Source organism: Rhizobium sp. PRIMUS64 (assembly GCF_023006465.1).
GTDB lineage: Bacteria > Pseudomonadota > Alphaproteobacteria > Rhizobiales > Rhizobiaceae > Rhizobium > Rhizobium leguminosarum.
The window spans coordinates 46,697-65,212 of the sequence record NZ_JALBGX010000021.1; the positions used below are offsets into that span (position 1 = coordinate 46,697).

Here is an 18,516-nt window from a genome sequence, read left to right on the forward strand (position 1 = left end):
TTTATCGGTGGTCCAGTCTGGCGACCAGCCGGTCGCCAAGCCACTGGATGCCGCAGACGAGCACGATGAGGACGGCCACCACAGCGATCATCACACTGGTTTCGAAACGCTGATAGCCATAGCGGATGGCGAGATCGCCGAGGCCACCGGCGCCAATCGCGCCCGCCATGGCCGAGGCGCCGATCAGGGTCACCAGAGTGACGGTGAAACCGGCGACGATGCCAGGCAGCGCTTCGGGCACCAGCACCTCACGGATGATCGTCCAGCGGTTGCCGCCCATGGCGCGCACGGCATCGATCAGCCCGCGGTCGACCTCGCGCAGGGACACTTCGGCGATGCGGGCATAATAGGGCGTTGCAGCGATGGCGAGCGGCACGATGGCCGCCCAGGTGCCGAGCGCGGTGCCGACGATCAGCCGCGTCAGCGGGATCAGCGCCACCAGCAGGATGATGAAGGGCACCGAACGGAAGCCGTTGATGACCCCGCCGAGCACGCGATTGATCCAGAGGTTTTCGGCGATGCCGCCGCGCGCCGTCGCGACCAATGCAAGGCCGAGCGGCAGGCCGGCGACGAGCGAGATCACTCCCGAGGCGACGGTCATCAGGATCGTCTCCCAAAGGGAGCGAACCAGCAGTTCAAGCATGATCGGTGTCATAACCAAGTACCTCCACCCGGGCGGACCGGGCCGTCAGGAATTGTTCGACCTTTCCGGCAAGCGCGGGGTCGCGCGCGGGAACGGCGATGAAGAACCGCGCCACCGGCTGGTTCTGGATGTGGTCGATGCCGCCATGGACGAGGCGGAAGGAATGCGGCAGTGCCGCCGAGAGTTCGGCAAACAGCGCGCCCTGCGCCTGCGGCCCGGCAAGATCGACGCTAAGGATCGCTTCGCTGCCCGCCGTCGCCGACAGCCGACCGGCGATATGCTCAGGAAGCTGCGGCCGGATGCCGCCGAGCAGACTCCCGGTGATATCAGCCTGCGGGTTGGCGAAGATTGACCAGACCTGTCCCTCCTCGACGATCCGCCCGGCATCGATGACCGCGACGCGATCGGCAATGCCGCGGACCACTTCCATCTCATGGGTGATCAGCAGAATGGTCAGCCCGAGCTTACGGTTGATGTCCTTGAGCAGCGCCAGGATCGACCGGGTCGTTTCCGGATCGAGCGCCGATGTCGCCTCGTCGGACAACAGCAGTGCCGGGCGTGCCGCGAGCGCCCGGGCGATGCCGACGCGTTGTTTCTGGCCACCGGACAGCGATGAGGGGTAGGCCTTCGCCTTGTCGGCAAGACCGACGAGCTTGAGCAGCTCATGCGCCCGTTTCAGGCGCTCACTCTTTGCAAGACCCTCGATCTTCAGCGGCAGCGCGACGTTTTCCTCGACGGTCTTGGCGGAAAGCAGATTGAAATGCTGGAAGATCATGCCGATACGGCGGCGCAGCGGCTGCAGGTCCTGTTCTGAAAGTCCGGTGATATCTCGCCCTTCGATGAGGATCTCGCCGCTATCGGCGCGCTCCAGGCCGTTCAAGCAGCGGATCAGCGTCGATTTGCCGGCGCCGCTGCGGCCGATGATGCCGAGGATTTCGCCTCTCTTCACCGTCAGCGAAATGCCGTCGAGTGCTGCAGTGGTTCCGAACCGCCGCTTCACGTCGGTAAGCCTCACCACTTCTTCGGTCGCCGTTTGCGGCTCTGCCTCGATCGCCGTGGTGGAAACAAAGGAATTCATGTGTTTTTCCTTACAAATGCTGAAGGCGGCCCGGGCAAAGAACGCCCGGACCGCCTCTCGGCAGGCCTTAACCCCAGCCCTGCTCCGGATCAATAGGCGCTGAGACCCGTCCCCTTGTAAACCTTGTCGAACTCGGTCTTGACGGTCTCGTTCTGATAAGAAGACACAAGCGTCTTGACCCAGTCGGCATCCTTGTTCTCGTCCTTGACGGCGATGAAGTTGCGGTATGGATTGTCGGCGATCGGCTCCTGGGCAATGCGTTCGGCCGGAGAAAGACCGCTTTTCAACGCCCAGTCGGTGTTGACGATACCGGCATCCAGATCGTCGATCGAGCGACCGACGATGCCGGCGTCGAGTTCCTTGATCTCGATCTTCTTCGGATTGTCGGTGACGTCGGCGACGGTCGCAAGAATACCGGTGTCGTCCTTGAGCTTGATCAGGCCTTCGTTCTGGAGAACGCGCAGCGCACGGCCTTCGTTCGAGGGATCGTTCGGCACGCCGATGACGGCACCTTCCGGGATCTCGGCGACGGACTTGTACTTCTTGGTGTAAAGGCCGATCGGCCAGACCCCGGTATAACCGACGCGAACGATGTGATAACCGTGCTGCTTGATCTGGTTGTCGAGATAGGGCTGGTGCTGGAAGGCGTTGGCGTCGAGTTCGCCGCGTTCCAGCGCTTCATTCGGCTGCGTATAGTCGTTGAAGGTGATGGTCTCGATCTTGAGACCCTTCTTCGCCGCCTCGCTCGCGACCACGCGCCAGATGTCCTCCTCCTCGCCGGCCATGATGCCGACCTTGATCGACTTGTCCTCGGCAAAGGAAGGAGCGGGCGCTGCAAAGGCAAAGAGTGCGGCAGCGGAAACGGCAAGAGCCGACCGGCGCGAAAGGTGGAAGCCGTGAAGATTTTTGTTCTTGATCATTTTATATCCCGTCTGACTGAATGAGGCCAACGCCCCGAGCAGGCCGATCATGGCAAATGCGCGTATCGGCGGCGAAGCACGAATGTCTGATGTGGAAGAAGGGCTGGAAAAACTCTTGCCCTGCCATCGATATCGGCAGGATAAATTTCCATCAAATTTGTGGACTATGACGACTTGAAAAGGACAGACTTAAAACGAAAACGGCGCCTCCATGGCGCCGTTTCAAGCCTATCCCGACATTCTTCATTCGGCAGCGATAAGCGCTTGATTCCGGCTGGGAAAGAAGGCCGTGAGCTCGCCGATGACCTCCCCGATCCGATTGGAAAGCGGGTCGGATGAGACACGGTAATTGGTGAAGTCACGGTCGGACGCGTAAACGGCGGTCGGCAGCGTGTGCGCCATGAAGAAACCGAAGAGCGGGCGAAGCTGGTGCTCGACCATCAGCGCGTGCCGGTCGCCGCCGCCGGTCGCGGTGATGATGATCGGCTTGGCGCGCAGCTCATGCGGGTCGATCAAGTCGATCAGATGCTTGAAGAGGCCGGGATAGCTGCCCTTGTAAGTTGGCGCTCCGATGACCAGCACGTCGGCATTGACGATATCGTCGATGACTTCCTTGGCGCGACTGTCGAGATCGTCACGGCGCAGCGCCTGGCCGAGCGAAGGGCCGACATCGGTCAGGTCGTAGATGGTGTTGTCGAAGCCGTATTTCTCGGCGGCGAGACCAGCAATGTTTTCAACAAGCGCAAAGGTCTTCGAGGGGCGGTTGAAACTACCCGCAAGGCCGACCAGTTTGGGAGCAGACATGCCATTTCCTTCCAATATCGTGCCGAAACCGACGTCATTATTGGACGAATATTATCTATAAAAATAGTGGATTAAAGGAATGGTGATCCCTCTTCCCCATATGAGGAGAAAAATACGTTCGGGCCTGTGGGCGATGGCGACGTGCGAAACTGCATGATGCATCGAGCCGGAGTGTCAGTGACATTCCGGCTCGATCGATTGTCCGTAAGCGGTATCGCCTCAGACTAGTTTCCGCTTGGGAATACGCGGCAGGAAGACTGTCAGGAGACCGAGCAGCGGCAGGTAGGAGCAGATGCGGTAGACGAAATCGATGCCGTGGGTATCGGCGAAATCGCCGAGCAGCGCAGCACCGAGCCCCCCTGCCCCAAATGCGAAGCCGAAGAAGACGCCGGCAATCAGCCCGACGCGCCCGGGCACCAGTTCCTGTGCGAAGACGACGATCGCCGAGAAGGCCGAAGCGAAGATCAGGCCGATGACGATGCTGAGCACGCCCGTCCAGAAAAGGTTCGCATAGGGAAGCAAGAGCGCGAAGGGAATGACACCAAGGATCGAGAACCAGATGACGAAACGCGCGCCGAAGCGATCGCCGATCGGCCCGCCGAGGAACGTGCCGACGGCGACCGAGCCGAGGAAGAGAAAGAGCATCAGCTGTGCCTGCTGCACGCTGAGCTCGAACTTGTCGATGACATAGAAGGTGAAGTAGCTCGACACGCTGGCCATGTAGACATTCTTCGTTGCCGTCAGCAGCACGAGAATCAGCAGCGCCCAGATGACCCGGTTCTGCGGCAGCGGCAGGGTCCGGCTTATTGCTGGCTTGCTGGCATTCTGGCGCCTGTGGCTCATGTACCAGTTGCCGACCCAGCTCAGCACGACCATGCCGACCATGGCGATGGCGGCGAACCAGGAGACGCTGTGCTGGCCGAGCGGCAGCACGATGAACGCGGCAAGCAGCGGACCGATCGCCTGGCCGGCATTGCCACCGACCTGGAAGAAGGATTGCGCGAAACCGTGGCGACCGCCGGAGGCAAGACGGGCCACGCGCGAAGATTCCGGGTGGAAGACTGCCGAGCCGAAGCCGATCAGGCTTGCGGCAACCAGCAGCAGTTCGAAGCTGCCGGCATTGCCGAGCAGGATGAGGCCGCAAAAGGTACTCGCCATACCGACCGGCAGCGAATAGGGCATCGGCCAGCGGTCGGTGACGATACCGACCAGCGGCTGCAGCAGCGAAGCCGTGACCTGGAAAGTCATGGTGAGGAGGCCGATCTGCACGAAATCGAGATCGTAGTTCGCCTTGAACAGCGGATAGAGCGAGGCGAGCAGTGACTGCATGATGTCGTTCAGCATGTGGCAGAAGCTGACCGCCATGAGGATGGACATCGTTGTTTTTTCGAAACGGGGCGCGCTCTCGGCAACGGTTGCCATCAATGCTTCTCCTGCACAGGCCCGGCCGGTGCCGTGCCACGTCGCTTTGTTCGATGGATTTTCGGGCGATCGGGGCTGGGAAGACTCTCGGGCGACGGTCGCTGAAGTGGATTTAGCGTAAGCCGGGACGCAATTACAGCCCAGTTCTATCCGTATTGGTACGGCTTTTGTTCGATTTTCTCTTCGGACAAGTGATTTCTGCCTAACTTAACGTCTTTCCAGGCGGGCTTTCATATCACAGTCGGTCGCGATCATCACATATCCAGTATGCTATGTGAAAACAACCATGGAAAAGCCATGCAGGGGATACTACAGCTTCCCCGATTGAAAAAGCGATCGAGGCTGAAAACACACGATGAATGTCAAGACAGCGAATGCGATAGACAGCTATGTCGGAGCGCGCATAAGAATGCGCCGGCAGTTGCTCGGGATGAGCCAGGAACGGCTTGCCGAGCAGATCGGCGTGACCTTTCAGCAGGTTCAGAAATACGAGAAGGGCATCAACCGCATCGGCGCGAGCCGTCTGCAGCGGATCGCCGATGTGCTCCACACGTCGGTGAGTTTCTTCTTCGAACAGGAGAACTCCGAGCCGTTGACGCTGCAAGGTCTGGATCTGTCGGCGAACAATGATCCGGTTGCCGAATTCCTGCGAACGAAAGAGGGATTGGCGCTCAATCGCGCCTTTCTGAAGATTGCCGACCGGAATATCCGCGAAACGGTCATCGCGCTGGTGAAGGCGATGGCGCAGGCGGAAAGTCGCGGCGTAACATTGGGAGCCTCCGTAGCGGATATCACTCTTCCGCTCGGAGAATAGCCAGGGATATCGGCAGGCAGTATCCGCATGAAGCTCAGGCTCGAGTCATTTGGTGAGTTGCGGCTGATCGATCTGGCCGGGCAATCTGTGGCGTTCCCCGAAAAGGGTCTGCTTACGATTTGCTATTTGCTGGATCGTTATCTGCAGGACAGAGCCAGGAGCGAATATCCGCGCTCGGCGTTGGCTCGGTTTCTGTGGGACAGCCATGACAATCCCGACATGATGGCCAACCTGCGCAAGAGCATATCACGCATTCAGGCGCGCCAGACCGAGCTCGGCACCGAACTTCTGGTCTTCACGGCGACCGGCGTACGGATCAAGCCGGATGCATTTGTTTGCGATCTTTCCGAGCTCGCCAACGCCGATAGCGGAGGCGCTCTTGAAAAGCTGCGGCGGCTGGTTGGCGTCCTGCGCCAGGACTTCCTGGCTGTGCTCGCCGACCAAAGCGTCGGCGGACGGTTATGAACTCTTCGAATTTCAGACCGGCCGGTTCTTGATTGGTTCGAATGGGGCCCGACCGCTTGTGGAATAATCGGCGAAATTATATTTCGATTCCGTTTGTCTTTGCCGGCGCATGGTCGGATGAGGTCCGCGTGCTTGGAAAAACATTCGACGAGTTCATTGAAGCCGTTGACGCGGGCGAAGGTTCATAGCGATCCGCTTTGCCTGCCGGCACCTCCTTCATGGATGATGTCATAGCCGACAGCCACTTCTCGGACTACTCGCGAAACCGAGACATTCGGTGGGTCAGCTGTTGGGCGGATATCGCGCCAAAGCGGGACCCGGCCCCCTGGCAAACAGACCTCCTTTTAGGACGACAGAGTCCGAGGGTCTGCGACAGGCGCCTCCAGGGAACCCCCAGCCGGTTCCAAAGGAAGACGCCTACGATTGAGTGGGTGACGCGACGTGGGAACAGCCGCACTCAATCGATCTGCAGCAGGGAAGGTTCGGGATACGAAAAAGCCTGCCGCGGGAGGAGGTGCGGCAGGCTCTTTGAAAACCGAACAGCGACTGGGAGGAGGAGTGCCGCTGTTCCGACAGACGTCCCTTGGGAGGAGGATTGGGCCATCTGAAAGTCGAAGCTTTGCGGGAGGAGGTGCATTGCTTCGATGGATCTCATCATACACCGACCATGGATGGTGCCAATGCATTATGCTGCACTGCAGCTATGCAAGAAATACAAGTCGCAAAGCTTACAATACGAATGAGGATGCAACCGACCTCAGCTACGGGATTCGACGCAAAAACGCCCGCGTCAGGAGCGGGCGTCAAGCAGTGTTAGAGACCAAGTGCTGTGCGGTTAGCGCGCGATCGACGCGCGGGCAACGCTGCGGATGTCGGCGCGGTCGATGCCGAGGTCCTGCAGCTCACGGCTGGACATGCGGCCGAGTTCGGTGACGGTCTGACGGAACTTGCGCCAGTTGTTGAAAGAGCGTGCTACGTTCATGATAATCCCCTTTCCTGAGGGCTGTCTGACGTCAGCAACCTTGCTTGGCTCCGGCGTCGTTTCGATGGTTGGAATATAGGCGGTTCAATCGGTTTAAAACAGCGACAATCTCTCACCTCAGCTATGCGACAAACGCATAGGCTGTTTCTTTTTTGCGCGAAATGCTCTCTTCTTTAAGCCGCGAAGGTGCAGGCCGTCGGATCGACGGCGTTCGTATCTCGCGTCACCCAGTGAATCCGATGCTGCGAACAATTATTGATGACACGTGTTGAGTTCCGAGCGCCCGAAGTATCCGACATATCCGGACGGAAGCGCTCAGCGGCATATCCCAACGCCACGGCGTGACGATATCGGGGCCTAAATTCTCCGAAGTGACAAGCAGGATCCCCGCCACGCTGAGCGTCTTGCTGAACAAATCGGTGGCCAAGGCTCTGCTGGTCTGCGGACCCTGATTTGTGGAAGCGACGTTTTCGTTCCAGTCGCGAATCTGCGAGCTTTTTGATGGGTGATTGCCTTGCCTGCGTGTCATTCAGGGGTCACGAAAGTTGGGAGCTCCCAACTTCTGGCTCGAGCGCCTTCGGTGAAACGATGCATCGCTGAAGGCCCCAAGTGAGGAATTCATCGGCGAGAAGGAACTATCGAAGGTGGCTGTTTCGGGCAAACGGACAATATTAGAATATTTTGTCTATGGATTTTATCAGTTATAGCGTTCCATAGCCCTGTCGATTTTAACAATGAGATTTTCGAACGCCCGGCGGATGCTTCGTTGGGCGCATGTGACTTGCCGTCTTCTTCCAAGATCAGCCAGGAGGTTTCCATGAGCAATGCAGTTCTCGTCAATCAGATCATCCCCGAGTCCGATGTCGTGCCGCTGACCGGCCGCGTCGGAGCCGAAATCAGGGGTATTCGCCTCGGCGGTGACCTTTCGGACGCAACGGTGGCGGCCATCAACCAGCTTCTCCTGAAACACAAGGTCATCTTCTTCCGCGATCAGGAACATCTTGACGATGCCCAACAGGAATCATTCGCACGCCGCCTGGGCAACCTTGTGCCTCATCCAACCCAGGGTCCGGTGACCGGCACGGCCTCCATCCTCAATCTCGATTCCAGCCGCGGCGGCGGCAGGGCGGACCAGTGGCACACCGATGTCACCTTCGTGGATGCCTATCCTAAATTCTCGGTTCTTCGCGGCGTCGTCATTCCGGCGGCTGGAGGTGATACGATCTGGTCCAACACCCATGCCGCATACGAAAGTCTGCCAACATCGCTCAAATTGCTAGCGGACAATTTATGGGCCATTCACAGCAATGCCTATGACTACGCAGCCGTGCGTCCTCGTGCTACCGCTGAAGAGAAGAAGCATTTCGAGGAAGTTTTCACCTCGACCATCTACGAGACCGAGCATCCAGTCGTGCGTGTCCACCCCGAAACCGGCGAAAGATCGCTGCTGCTCGGCAATTTCGTTCAGCGCCTGGTCGGCGTGTCGAAGAGCGACTCCGCGAAACTCTACGAGGTGTTCCAGTCCTACGTTACCGCCCCGGAAAATACCGTGCGCTGGCGCTGGAGAGCTGGGGATGTGGCGATCTGGGATAATCGCGCGACCCAGCACTATGCTGTCAACGACTACGGCGACCAGCACCGGGTCGTGCGCCGCGCCACCGTTGACGGCGACGTGCCCGTCAGCGTCGACGGCCGCCGCAGCATAACCCACGTCAAGGCCGCCAAGCCGAAAGCAAAGGCCGCGTGAGCGCAGCCGGACAGAGGACGCCCATGCGGCTTCATATCGCGCGGTGCTTGCCGCCGCGTGCGCCACCGACAGTCATGCAGGCATCGCGAACAGCCTGACGGCACCCCATTCCCGACCCGCTGCATCGCCCAGCGCGGCGATGCAGCTTTGGTCGGCTGTTGCCATCCATTCACAGGTTGGGACAATAACTCTCACACGTCGTCACAGGCTTTGACGACGTCTTGCGCTTTTAGCCACTTCACCAATCCAGCTGTTGAGCAACGACGCAGCCGCATGGCTTTGCTGGACGATCTGAGGCACCAGGTCGATATCCGGAAGGCTGCCGAGGCCAAGCGGTCCCATCGCGAACAGCCCATGCAAGGCGCTCGCCTTGGTCCGCCCGCATTCGTCTACCACGATGCCGATCTCGAGTTCGTCACGCGTTGCAAGACCCGCAACGATAAGCGAGCGGACAAGCGGGCTATCGGTCCCGGACGGCCGGAAGCGGCAGTCTATCGTCAGTTCCGCGGGAAGGACCTCGAGCCCGGTCAGTGCCGAAAACAGCACGCCGTTCGTGGCGATACAGTTCACTTTTCCCTTCCTGACGGCGATCGCGCCGCTGGCGATCGCATGATGCAGGCGCTGATAGTGTTCAGGCGGCAAGCGGTTACGATGGCTGTCGTAAATAGCTTTCACGTGGCGTTTGAACCGCGCCCGCTCTTCCGGCGTCAGTCCCGCCCAAAGGTCGCGCGCACGTGAACGAAAGCCGTTCATAATGCCTTGCCATCCCGAACCTTCCAGATCGGCTTTGCTGGCGGCCTCACGCAGGAAACGGAACGCGCCGCGGAGCGTCCCCGGCATGGGTTGGTCCGTGACAATAGCTCCGACGGCGGCTGGAGTATGTGACTGAGGCAGGAAGCCCGATTCCGAGATCAATGTGACATGGGAAATCTTCGAGTCCGCCAGCAATCCAAGCGCCCTGTCGACCGCGTGGATGCCGCCGCCGATCACGACGGCGCTTTGCGTTTCACCGGCAGGCGCCGCGTCAGAATTTTCCCGCATCCCGTAACCCGTCGCGAGAAACACCGCGTCAAAGCGGGTTCGCTGCTCCGCTCCAAGGAAAACGGAATATCCTCCGTCCAGATGCCTATCGATCGCCGTTACGGTATCCGAGCCAAATTGCACGATGACATCAGGCCGATCAGACAGGGCCTCGGCGAAGCGTTTGTACACATAGGTGCTGAAGATTTCTCCGGGCACAAAGGCGTGTTCGAGACCGGCAGGATCCGAGATCAGGCGATCGCGCCATGTGTCATCCGTTTCCAGCCACCGGCGAAAATCGCCCGGCAGTCCGGGATCAACGGAAAGGTCGCGAACGCGGCTGGTCAGCACCGTCGACGCGGGCTGACTTATGCCCTCGCCGATATCTATCTTTGCTCGCGGATCGAACATCACCAGATGGAAAGGCCGATCAACTCTTTTGAAAAGAGCGATTGCGGTCATGATCCCCGTGAAGCCTCGGCCGACAATCGCAATCCTTGCGAGATGGTCCGCATTCTGGCTCTCCGAATTCGAAGAACGTGACGAGAGAAGAGTCATTCATCGGCTCCTTCTGCGTTGGACCGGTCCGCCTACATCCGCCCGATCCGCCCAGTCGCATAATTCTCTACCAAAATAATAGAAAATGATATCCGGAACGCAAGCACTATTCGACTTGGAACGATGACTGCGTGGTTTTGGCGTCTGGCGGGCCTTGGCCTCCCTTCTGGCTGCCGGCTTTGTGCATTCCGGAGCACGGCTGACGGGCGATGCAGTGACTTGGAAATAATTTCCCGGTTCTTGCGAAAAAAGAGAGGAATTTTAGAGTGGCTGCAAAGATCCACGTAATTTTAGACCATCTATCGCGGGCGAGATTAACCTAACGTCTCCATGCCGGATGTCGCGTCATCCCGCATGCAGAAGGAAGCTAGCATGACGGTTCCACTGGTCAGCTTGAGCAATCTGTCGACGGAGCCATCCCCCTCGCCTCAGGTCGCCGCTATCTGGGAGGCTCTTTGCGCGGAGGCCGTCAATGCTTCGGCCAAGGATGCAGCACTCACGCGCGCCATGAATTCCGCAGTGCTTTATCATGCGAGTTTCGCCCAGGCGCTCGCTCAGCGGGTCGCAATCAAACTGGCCAATCACGACCTCGACCATGACGAGTTGCTGGCGGTGATTGCCCAGGCATTCGTCGGCAACCGCAATATTGTCGCCGATGCCGCCGCTGACCTGACCGCGATCAAGGAACGCGATCCATCGAACACGGAAATCCTGACGCCATTCCTGTATTTCAAAGGCTTTGTAGCTCTGCAGGGACAACGGGTCGCCCACTGGCTTTGGCATCATGACCGCCTCCATTTGGCGCGCCACATCCAGAGCCGAATTTCTGAAGTTTTCGGTGTGGACATTCACCCCGCCGCAAAGATGGGGAAGAGCATCATGCTCGATCACGGGAGCGGCCTGGTCATCGGCGAGACTGCGGTCGTCGAAGACGACGTCTCCATACTCCAGAATGTTACATTGGGAGGGACAGGCAAGGAAACCGGCGACCGGCACCCCAAGGTACGACGCGGCGCTCTTATCGGAGCGGGTGCCAAGATTCTCGGCGACATCGAAATTGGCGTTGGCGCCAAGGTGGGTGCAGGCAGCGTGGTCATAAATGCCGTTACAGCCTATACATCGGTCGCCGGCATTCCGGCGAGGCAGGTGGGCAAGCGCCACTTCAACCTCCCCGGAATCACGATGGACCAGACCTTGTCTGAACCGGAGTATACGATCTAAGGGCGAAGGGCGCAGTGCGTATCTCACTTGCTCCTGGGCGTCTCCATTTGCAACGCTGATGCTGCCCGATGGCAGTCAGCCATACACTTGTCGCAATGTAATATAAATCCAGTGCTTATTTTTCGGCCATTATGGTCGACGCAGCCTTCTCGGGGCTCGGATCGAAACCCAGAGTGAATTCGACCACCTTCGCTCCTCTAGCGATGATTTGCGGAAATCTTGCGAAGATGATCTCTTATCATCGCGCGAAACTCGCCAAATGTTCGAAACCCGATGTGCTGTGCAAGTCGGTGAACCGTGGTTTGAGAAACCTTACAATTGCGCGCAATCGCAGCGGCACTTTCGAATGCAATCATTTCCGGCTGCGCTAAGATCTGTCTAGCGACTTGTTCCAGACGATCGGGGAAGACGATCTGGCGCTTGGCGATCTGGTACTTCAGTTCCTCCAATGTTGTTGGAGGACAATGAATCCTGTCCTGCATCATGGCACTTCACCTCGCAAAGCCGCCCTACGGCAATGTACTGGCGACCCGGAAGCCTATTAAAAGGAAGCGTCACCTCCGGTAGCGGTGCGGCAATGTGACGACATTTCCGCATCGCATCGAAGCTTGTTATTCGACCTCAACTGGCCTGCCCTTCTGCCAGCTCACGGTAGCGGCCTCCGCCAGTTTCTGAGCCTGGAGTCCATCAAGCCCACCGGGCTTCGGCGAGCGGTCGCCGCTGTCGATCGCGTCGATGAAGGCATTGATCTCGTTGGCATAGGCCTGGGCGTAGCGTTCAAGGAAGAAATATTGGACGGGATCGCCGCTGACGCCGTTCACATTGGAAAGCTCGACGCTCGTTGCTTGAATATTCCTCGCCGCAAGCATGCCGGCGGACCCATGGACTTCGACGCGTTGGTCGTAGCCGTAAGTCGCCCGGCGTGAATTGGTGATAACGGCAATGCGCCCGGAAGCCGTCTGCATCTGCACGGCGGCAGTGTCCACATCGCCCTCGGCGCCGATCGCCTTGTCGACGAGTGAAGATCCAAGTGCATTCACGACGACGAATTCCTCCCCGATGAGGAAGCGGGCCATGTCAAAGTCATGGATCATCATGTCGCGGAACAGACCGCCGGAGGATTTAACGTAATCCGCCGGCGGCGGCGTGGGATCTCGGCTGGTGATCGTCACAATCTCGATTTCGCCGACATCGCCCCGGCGCAGGCGCGCTTCCACACTGGCGAAGTTCGGGTCAAACCGGCGATTGAAGCCGATCATCAAGGTCGACTTGTTCTTCTCGACGACGTCGAGGCAGGCATTGATGCGCTCGACCGACAGGGACACCGGCTTTTCGCAGAGGATTGCCTTGCCGGCCCTCGCGGCCGCCTCGATGAGATCGGCGTGGCTGGGTGTCGGCGTCGCAATCAGGATCGCGTCGACATTTGAGGACTTGATGACATCTTCCGCATCGGCAACCTCGGCGCCCGTCTGCGCGGCCAGCGCCTCAGCCGATGCTCTGAAGGCATCCGCCACATAGACGAGCTTGGCCTTGGGGTTCGCCGCAATGGTCGCGGCGTGCACCTTGCCTATTCGGCCAGCACCAATCACTCCAAATCTGATCATTGATATTTCTCCGTGATATGTAAGTTTTGACTATCGAAATCTTCAAACCGTGAAGGCGTCGCGGAAACGGGCAAGCGCCGTCTCATCATCGCCGGAGGCCCAGGCCTCCATGCCGATCGTGCCGCGATAACCCATAGCCTTGAGCGCACGAGCGATTGCCTTGTAGTTGATCTCTCCGGTGCCCGGCTCCATGCGGCCGGGAACATCCGCCACCTGTATTTCACCGATATAAGGCAGCGCGCGCCGGCACAGTTCGATCAGGTTTCCTTCGCCGATCTGGGCGTGATAGAGGTCGAGATTGAGCTTCAGCGACGGTCGGCTTACCGACGAAACGAGCGCAAGCGTATCTTCGGCCTTGGCAAACGGTGTCTTGGGGTGATCGACTGCTTCATTGAGGTTTTCGAGCACGAAGGTGACGCCCTCTTTCTCGCCGAGATCGGCGATGCGGTTAAGCGTCTCACGCGCCTTGAGCCACATGGCGCCCGTCACCTTCTCGGCCTTAACCACCGGCAGGCCCTGTCCGTCGAGACCGGTCCCATGCAGGTTGAGACGCGGGCAATTGAGCTCCCTAGCAATCGGGATCGATTGCTTCGCGGTTCGCAGCAATTCGTCCGCACCATCGTCATCCGCTAGCGTGCCGGTTACATAGCCCGTCATCGACGAGAAGACCGCTCCTGATCTTGCGAGGGCGGCGATGTCATGTTTCTTCCAATCCCAGATCTCGACGTGAAAGCCAAGTTCAGTGATACGCTTCAGCCTGTCGACGACAGGAAGCGACTTGAAGACCATCTCGGCGCAGACCGCGAGCGTGAAGGGGGATGAGGCATTCGACGAGCCGTCGTTCATGACCGTATTCCATGATTAATGATTGAGTGAAAAGCGACGACGAGTTTCAAAGCCGATCGGTCGCCGCCTCGAATCAAGCCGGCTAGATCGTACCGCCGAGCTCTTCGGACAATTGCTGCAGCTCTTTGCCGCCGGCCATGAGGTTCTGCAGCGCATCCATCGCGATATCCGCCTTGGCATAGGTGCCAAGCGTCTGGCCCCGATTGAGGATGGTGAAGCGGTCCGCCACCGCATAGGCATGGCGGACATTATGGGTGATGAAAATGACGCCCAATCCGCTCTGTCGAACTTGGTGGATGTATTTCAGCACCATCGAGGTTTGCGCCACGCCGAGCGCCGAAGTCGGCTCATCGAGAATGAGGATCTTGGCGCCGAAGTAGACCGCACGCGCAATCGCAACGCATTGGCGTTCGCCGCCAGACAGAGTGCCCACTGCCTGATTGGGATCGCGGATATCGATGCCGATCTTACGCATCTCTTCCCGCGTTACATCGTTGCAATGCGTAAGGTCGAGGTGACGGAAAGGGAAGAAGCCCTTGCGAGGCTCCCGCCCCATGAAGAAATTACGGGTGATCGACATCAGCGGGATCATGGCAAGGTCCTGATACACGGTCGCAATCCCTGCATCGAGCGCATCGCGCGGACTGCGGAAATTGACCGGCTTGCCTTCGACCAGGAAGGCACCGCCACTTGGGCGGACGACACCGGACAGCGTCTTGATCAAGGTGGACTTGCCAGCGCCATTGTCTCCGAGCAGACAAAGCACCTCTCCGGCCGACACTTGCATTGAGACACCGTTGAGAGCGATCACGGAGCCGTAGTGCTTGACGATATCAGTTACTTCGATAATCGGCGTTCGACTATTGACATCAGACATGATCAGCGCTCCCCGGTAACCTTGCGGCGGATGAAATTGTTGAAGAGGACAGCCAGCAGCAGCATCGAGCCGAGGAAGACCTGAAACCAGTCCGAGTCGAACTTGGTATAGGTCAGGCCAATGGAAACCGAGCCGAAGATGATCGCGCCGAAGAAAGCGCCGATCGCCGAACCATAGCCGCCTGTCAGCAGGCATCCGCCAATGACGGCGGCGATAATCGCCTCGAACTCTTTCTGAAAGCCGCGTCGGGCGTCGGTCGAGCCAGCATCGAGCACGGTAATGATGGCGACCAGTGCGGCCGCGCATGCCGTCAAGGCGAACAGGCCGGTCTTCACCCTATGGACAGGGACGCCTGAGTTTCTCGCTGCATTCGGATCGCCACCGGCTGCGAAGATCCAGTTGCCCATGCGGGTGCGCAGGAGCACCCAGGTTGCAGCCAGGGCAAGTGCGACGAACCACAAGACCGACACGGGGATACCTGTGACCTTCGGCATGCCGTTCGGAAATTTGTCGATCAGATCGTGATCTGCGAGCCAGAGGAATACGCTCTTCAGCGCATCGCCGGAAAAGAGCCCGAGCAGCGGACTGTCCTTCACACGGTCGCCGATGCCGCGAAGCTGTGTCGAGCCGCCGGTCGCCCATTTCAGGCCGACGAGCGTGAGGCCACGGAGAATGAAGAGGAATGCCAGGGTCACGATGAACGACGGAAGGCGCGTGTGAATGACGATCTGCCCATTGATCGCCCCCATGAACGCGGCGAAGAGCATCGTCATGACGATGGCAACCGAAAGCGGCTGGCCGAAAGTCGTGAGGATGACGCCGAAGATCAATCCCGCAAAGGCCACCATCGAGCCGATCGAAAGATCGAACTCGCCGCCTATCATCAGAAGCGCTGCTGCAATGGCAAGGATTCCTAATTGCGACGCCGGCGCCATGATGGTCATCAGGCCGGAAAGCGAGAACATGGTACGGTCAGCGGTGAGAAAGAAAAAGACGATGACGAGAACAAGGCCCGCCACGGCACCAAGCTCAGGCCGCCGCATCATATGCGTCAGAACACTTACTTGTTTGACGCGCTCATCGGCCTTCGGCGCAGCCGCCGTTCTCTGCTCAAGCGAAGCCATAACTCCTCCCACGGATCATAATTTAGGGTAGCGTTGGCGCTGTTCGGCAGCGCGGTCAGTCAGCCAAACCTCCTCCCCCATCAAGGGGAGGAGATTCTGGGAGAATGCCTTTCGGCAATTCCAGTCAGCGAATGCCCTTGGCGGAAAGGTCCACGACTTGGGCGGCCTTTTCCTTGGTGATAAGGTTCGGGCCGGATGGAACATTACCCCCGGGGATAAGCCCGTATTTGGCATAGTTGGCCAAGAATACGACCGGCAGATAGCCCTGCAGGAACTGCTGCTGATCGATCGCGAAGGCTGCCTTACCGTCGGCCACGGCCTTCAGGAAATCAGCTGAAAGATCGAATGTCGCCACCTTGATCTTGCCGGTCATTCCGACATCCTCGACGGCCGCGAGCGAAGGCTCGCCGGCCGTGCCGGCACCAAGCGCCATGACAGTATCGACACCCGTATTGGAACTCAGCGCCGCCTTGACCTTCGCACGGACATCAGCCGGATCGTTGCTGACCGGTAGAACCGTGACCTTGCCGCCGAAGCCGTCGGCAAAGCCCTTGCAGCGCAGATCGAGCGAAACATTGCCGACCTCCTGGTTCACGCACAGGCCTTCCTTGCCGCCCAGCTCATGCAGTTTCCCACCGGCGGCTTTGCCGGCGGTATATTCGTCCTGGCCGACATGCAGCAGCGCTCCCAGCTCCTTTGAAACGTCGGAACCGGAATTGATGGAAATAACCGGGATACCGGCGGCGACGGCCTTCTTGATGGATGGACCGAGTGCCGAGGCGTCTGGAATGGAGACGATGAGCCCGTCGGGCTTCTGATTGACGGCAGCATCGATGAGCTGCCCCATCGACACCATGTCGAAAGTTTCCGGAGCGCGATAATCGACGCTAATACCCATGTCCTTCGCCGCTGCGTTGACCCCGTTCTTGACGACGGACCAGAAAGGATCATTGGCCTGGCCGTGGGTGACGGCGACGATGCGAATGTCAGCGGCATTGGCGATTGCCGAAGAGCACATGAGCGAACCAGCAACGGCCGCGCTCGCGAGAAGCGATTTCAAACCGAATTTCATTTTACCCTCCCAAAAACAGTCCGCAATACGCGAACTCTCCCAATGCTACCGGTTGCAACTCCACTTGCACCCGGTAGCAAGCTCGATAAAACTACTTTATTGTCGACAAAAATCAAGCATCCATTCCATTTTTATTTTTTTGTGGAATATTCATTCCAATCAGGAGGAGACGGCCATGCGCAAACGGGCGACGGCGAAAGAGGTGGCGGAAGCCGCCGGCGTGTCGAAATGGACCGTCATTCGTGCGTTCACGCCCGGTGCGTCGATTACGGACGCAAGCAGACAAAAAGTGCTTCAGGCGGCCGAGGTTCTGAACTATTCGCCTAACCTGCTTGCCCGCAGTCTTGCGACGAACACCACCCACCAGGTGGCCGTCTTCGTCGACGACTTCGCCAATCCGCACAAGCTTCCGGTTCTGGAGATGTTGACCGAGCGCCTGCAGGCGGAGGGTCTGTTGACCGTATTGATCAACATCAACCGCCATTTCGATCACGTTCACGCGTTGATCAACGCCGACCAACGACAATTCGATGCCGTTATCCTATTCGGGACCGCTTTTCGCGAGGAAACACTGGGTGATCGACGGCTCGGCCCAGGTTTCCCGCCGATGTTCGTTCTTGCGAGAGACAGCCAAATCCCCGGCGTTCCCGCGATTGCCTGCGATGCAGAACTCGCTCTCAGCGAGATCGTCGATTACCTCTTCGACAAGGGCTATCGCCGTCCCGGCTTTATGACGGGGGCGAGAACCCTGTCGACGGCGCTGGGCAGGCGCCATCACTATGCAAATTTCTGGCGACGGAAAGGTGTCGAAGGCGTCACAGAATTGGCCGCGGAAAGATACAGCGCTCAGGCCGGTGCCGAAGCGGCACGTAGTTATTTGAGTGCAACTTCGCCCGCGTCGCGCATCGATGTATTGATGTGTGAAAATGACATATTGGCGCTGGGAGCGATGGATGTCGCCCGGAGCGAATTCGGTCTTAAAGTTCCGCAAGACTTGGCAGTCGTCGGCTTCGACAACATCGAACTCGGCGGGGCTCCGGCCTACGAACTGACCAGCTACGAACAGCCCACCGACGAGATGATCAACGCCATGGTCGCAATGATAACGGGCAAGCGCGATGCCGAACTGGTTGTCATGCGGGGGCGGCTTGTGGCGAGGTCATCGGCATGAATGTCCCAAGGATCGTCCAATGAGCACTCGCGCTTCTGACCATCATCGAATGGCGTTCTAGATGATCGCCTTGATGATATTCGAACCATCGACCCCGTTCTTGAAAATTCAAGGGCTGGCCAAGGTGCCAAGGCTGCGATCTTGCCCC

18 protein-coding genes are annotated in these 18,516 nt (G+C 58.8%); 5 read left to right on the top strand and 13 right to left on the bottom strand.

The window, feature by feature from the left end:
* Position 1: 1 nt before the first annotated feature.
* The 5 genes from MOV76_RS11650 to MOV76_RS11670 form a co-directional block, all read right to left on the bottom strand.
* Positions 2-655 (bottom strand): methionine ABC transporter permease, encoded by a 654-nt coding sequence (locus MOV76_RS11650; protein WP_018448929.1) that lies wholly within the window; start codon positions 653-655, stop codon positions 2-4.
* A complete protein-coding gene (locus tag MOV76_RS11655) occupies positions 636-1,721 on the bottom strand; it encodes a methionine ABC transporter ATP-binding protein (protein WP_247264556.1) in 1,086 nt (361 codons plus the stop codon). Before MOV76_RS11655 ends, MOV76_RS11650 begins: the two co-directional genes overlap by 20 nt.
* Before the next feature lie 89 nt (positions 1,722-1,810).
* Entirely contained in the window at positions 1,811-2,641 is an 831-nt protein-coding gene (locus MOV76_RS11660; RefSeq protein WP_247264557.1) for a MetQ/NlpA family lipoprotein, read from the bottom strand.
* A 243-nt stretch (positions 2,642-2,884) separates the two neighbouring features.
* Positions 2,885-3,445, bottom strand: a complete 561-nt coding sequence (gene msuE, locus MOV76_RS11665) for an FMN reductase (protein WP_018247037.1) — start codon at positions 3,443-3,445, stop codon at positions 2,885-2,887.
* A gap of 219 nt (positions 3,446-3,664) precedes the next feature.
* Complete coding sequence (locus MOV76_RS11670; protein ID WP_247264558.1) at positions 3,665-4,867, bottom strand: MFS transporter; 1,203 nt, start codon at positions 4,865-4,867, stop codon at positions 3,665-3,667.
* A 355-nt stretch (positions 4,868-5,222) separates the two neighbouring features.
* Here MOV76_RS11670 and MOV76_RS11675 point away from each other — a divergent pair, with 355 nt between their 5' ends.
* Together MOV76_RS11675 and MOV76_RS11680 are read left to right on the top strand one after the other, a co-directional pair.
* Entirely contained in the window at positions 5,223-5,681 is a 459-nt protein-coding gene (locus tag MOV76_RS11675) for a helix-turn-helix domain-containing protein (protein ID WP_247264559.1), read from the top strand.
* 27 nt (positions 5,682-5,708) lie between these two features.
* Positions 5,709-6,146: a hypothetical protein gene (locus tag MOV76_RS11680; RefSeq protein ID WP_247264560.1), complete on the top strand. Its 438-nt coding sequence runs from the start codon at positions 5,709-5,711 to the stop codon at positions 6,144-6,146.
* Between the two features lie 835 nt (positions 6,147-6,981).
* On the opposite strand, the gene MOV76_RS11685 is transcribed toward MOV76_RS11680, so the two are convergent.
* Positions 6,982-7,128 (bottom strand): DUF1127 domain-containing protein, encoded by a 147-nt coding sequence (locus MOV76_RS11685; protein ID WP_003552150.1) that lies wholly within the window; start codon positions 7,126-7,128, stop codon positions 6,982-6,984.
* A gap of 817 nt (positions 7,129-7,945) precedes the next feature.
* Between MOV76_RS11685 and MOV76_RS11690 the strand changes: the two genes are divergently transcribed.
* Entirely contained in the window at positions 7,946-8,875 is a 930-nt protein-coding gene (locus tag MOV76_RS11690; RefSeq protein ID WP_247264561.1) for a TauD/TfdA family dioxygenase, read from the top strand.
* 201 nt (positions 8,876-9,076) lie between these two features.
* Here the strand turns inward: MOV76_RS11690 and MOV76_RS11695 are convergent, their stop codons facing one another.
* Positions 9,077-10,453, bottom strand: coding sequence for an FAD/NAD(P)-binding protein (locus tag MOV76_RS11695; protein WP_247264562.1), 1,377 nt, complete (start codon positions 10,451-10,453; stop codon positions 9,077-9,079).
* 372 nt (positions 10,454-10,825) lie between these two features.
* On the opposite strand from MOV76_RS11695, the gene cysE reads away from it, so the two are divergent.
* Entirely contained in the window at positions 10,826-11,674 is an 849-nt protein-coding gene (gene cysE, locus MOV76_RS11700; protein ID WP_247264563.1) for a serine O-acetyltransferase, read from the top strand.
* A gap of 197 nt (positions 11,675-11,871) precedes the next feature.
* Here cysE and MOV76_RS11705 read toward each other — a convergent pair whose 3' ends face one another.
* From MOV76_RS11705 to MOV76_RS11730, 6 genes are all read right to left on the bottom strand, one after another.
* Positions 11,872-12,159 carry a MurR/RpiR family transcriptional regulator gene (locus tag MOV76_RS11705; RefSeq protein WP_247264564.1) on the bottom strand — a complete coding sequence of 96 codons (288 nt, stop codon included), beginning with the start codon at positions 12,157-12,159 and terminating at the stop codon, positions 11,872-11,874.
* A gap of 126 nt (positions 12,160-12,285) precedes the next feature.
* On the bottom strand, positions 12,286-13,278 hold the full coding sequence (gene iolG / locus MOV76_RS11710) for an inositol 2-dehydrogenase (RefSeq protein ID WP_247264565.1): 993 nt from the start codon (positions 13,276-13,278) through the stop codon (positions 12,286-12,288).
* Between the two features lie 42 nt (positions 13,279-13,320).
* On the bottom strand, positions 13,321-14,124 hold the full coding sequence (locus MOV76_RS11715) for a TIM barrel protein (RefSeq protein ID WP_247264566.1): 804 nt from the start codon (positions 14,122-14,124) through the stop codon (positions 13,321-13,323).
* An 82-nt stretch (positions 14,125-14,206) separates the two neighbouring features.
* Positions 14,207-15,001: an ATP-binding cassette domain-containing protein gene (locus tag MOV76_RS11720; protein ID WP_018247048.1), complete on the bottom strand. Its 795-nt coding sequence runs from the start codon at positions 14,999-15,001 to the stop codon at positions 14,207-14,209.
* 2 nt (positions 15,002-15,003) lie between these two features.
* Positions 15,004-16,125 (bottom strand): ABC transporter permease, encoded by a 1,122-nt coding sequence (locus MOV76_RS11725; RefSeq protein ID WP_247264567.1) that lies wholly within the window; start codon positions 16,123-16,125, stop codon positions 15,004-15,006.
* 124 nt (positions 16,126-16,249) lie between these two features.
* Positions 16,250-17,197: a sugar ABC transporter substrate-binding protein gene (locus MOV76_RS11730; RefSeq protein WP_247264568.1), complete on the bottom strand. Its 948-nt coding sequence runs from the start codon at positions 17,195-17,197 to the stop codon at positions 16,250-16,252.
* Between the two features lie 175 nt (positions 17,198-17,372).
* On the opposite strand from MOV76_RS11730, the gene MOV76_RS11735 reads away from it, so the two are divergent.
* Entirely contained in the window at positions 17,373-18,368 is a 996-nt protein-coding gene (locus MOV76_RS11735) for a LacI family DNA-binding transcriptional regulator (RefSeq protein ID WP_130719528.1), read from the top strand.
* The last annotated feature ends 148 nt before the right edge of the window (positions 18,369-18,516 follow it).

Bases quoted from the DNA above. Each gene is read 5' to 3' on its own strand.
- cysE (WP_247264563.1), top strand. From the start codon at position 10,826: ATGACGGTTCCACTGGTCAGCTTGAGCAATCTGTCGACGGAGCCATCC.
- MOV76_RS11685 (WP_003552150.1), bottom strand. From the start codon at position 7,128: ATGAACGTAGCACGCTCTTTCAACAACTGGCGCAAGTTCCGTCAGACC.
- MOV76_RS11705 (WP_247264564.1), bottom strand. From the start codon at position 12,159: ATGATGCAGGACAGGATTCATTGTCCTCCAACAACATTGGAGGAACTG.
- MOV76_RS11730 (WP_247264568.1), bottom strand. From the start codon at position 17,197: ATGAAATTCGGTTTGAAATCGCTTCTCGCGAGCGCGGCCGTTGCTGGT.
- MOV76_RS11670 (WP_247264558.1), bottom strand. From the start codon at position 4,867: ATGGCAACCGTTGCCGAGAGCGCGCCCCGTTTCGAAAAAACAACGATG.
- iolG (WP_247264565.1), bottom strand. From the start codon at position 13,278: ATGATCAGATTTGGAGTGATTGGTGCTGGCCGAATAGGCAAGGTGCAC.
- MOV76_RS11675 (WP_247264559.1), top strand. From the start codon at position 5,223: ATGAATGTCAAGACAGCGAATGCGATAGACAGCTATGTCGGAGCGCGC.
- MOV76_RS11680 (WP_247264560.1), top strand. From the start codon at position 5,709: ATGAAGCTCAGGCTCGAGTCATTTGGTGAGTTGCGGCTGATCGATCTG.
- MOV76_RS11735 (WP_130719528.1), top strand. From the start codon at position 17,373: ATGCGCAAACGGGCGACGGCGAAAGAGGTGGCGGAAGCCGCCGGCGTG.
- MOV76_RS11655 (WP_247264556.1), bottom strand. From the start codon at position 1,721: ATGAATTCCTTTGTTTCCACCACGGCGATCGAGGCAGAGCCGCAAACG.
- MOV76_RS11725 (WP_247264567.1), bottom strand. From the start codon at position 16,125: ATGGCTTCGCTTGAGCAGAGAACGGCGGCTGCGCCGAAGGCCGATGAG.
- msuE (WP_018247037.1), bottom strand. From the start codon at position 3,445: ATGTCTGCTCCCAAACTGGTCGGCCTTGCGGGTAGTTTCAACCGCCCC.
- MOV76_RS11650 (WP_018448929.1), bottom strand. From the start codon at position 655: ATGACACCGATCATGCTTGAACTGCTGGTTCGCTCCCTTTGGGAGACG.
- MOV76_RS11720 (WP_018247048.1), bottom strand. From the start codon at position 15,001: ATGTCTGATGTCAATAGTCGAACGCCGATTATCGAAGTAACTGATATC.
- MOV76_RS11715 (WP_247264566.1), bottom strand. From the start codon at position 14,124: ATGAACGACGGCTCGTCGAATGCCTCATCCCCCTTCACGCTCGCGGTC.
- MOV76_RS11695 (WP_247264562.1), bottom strand. From the start codon at position 10,453: ATGACTCTTCTCTCGTCACGTTCTTCGAATTCGGAGAGCCAGAATGCG.
- MOV76_RS11660 (WP_247264557.1), bottom strand. From the start codon at position 2,641: ATGATCAAGAACAAAAATCTTCACGGCTTCCACCTTTCGCGCCGGTCG.
- MOV76_RS11690 (WP_247264561.1), top strand. From the start codon at position 7,946: ATGAGCAATGCAGTTCTCGTCAATCAGATCATCCCCGAGTCCGATGTC.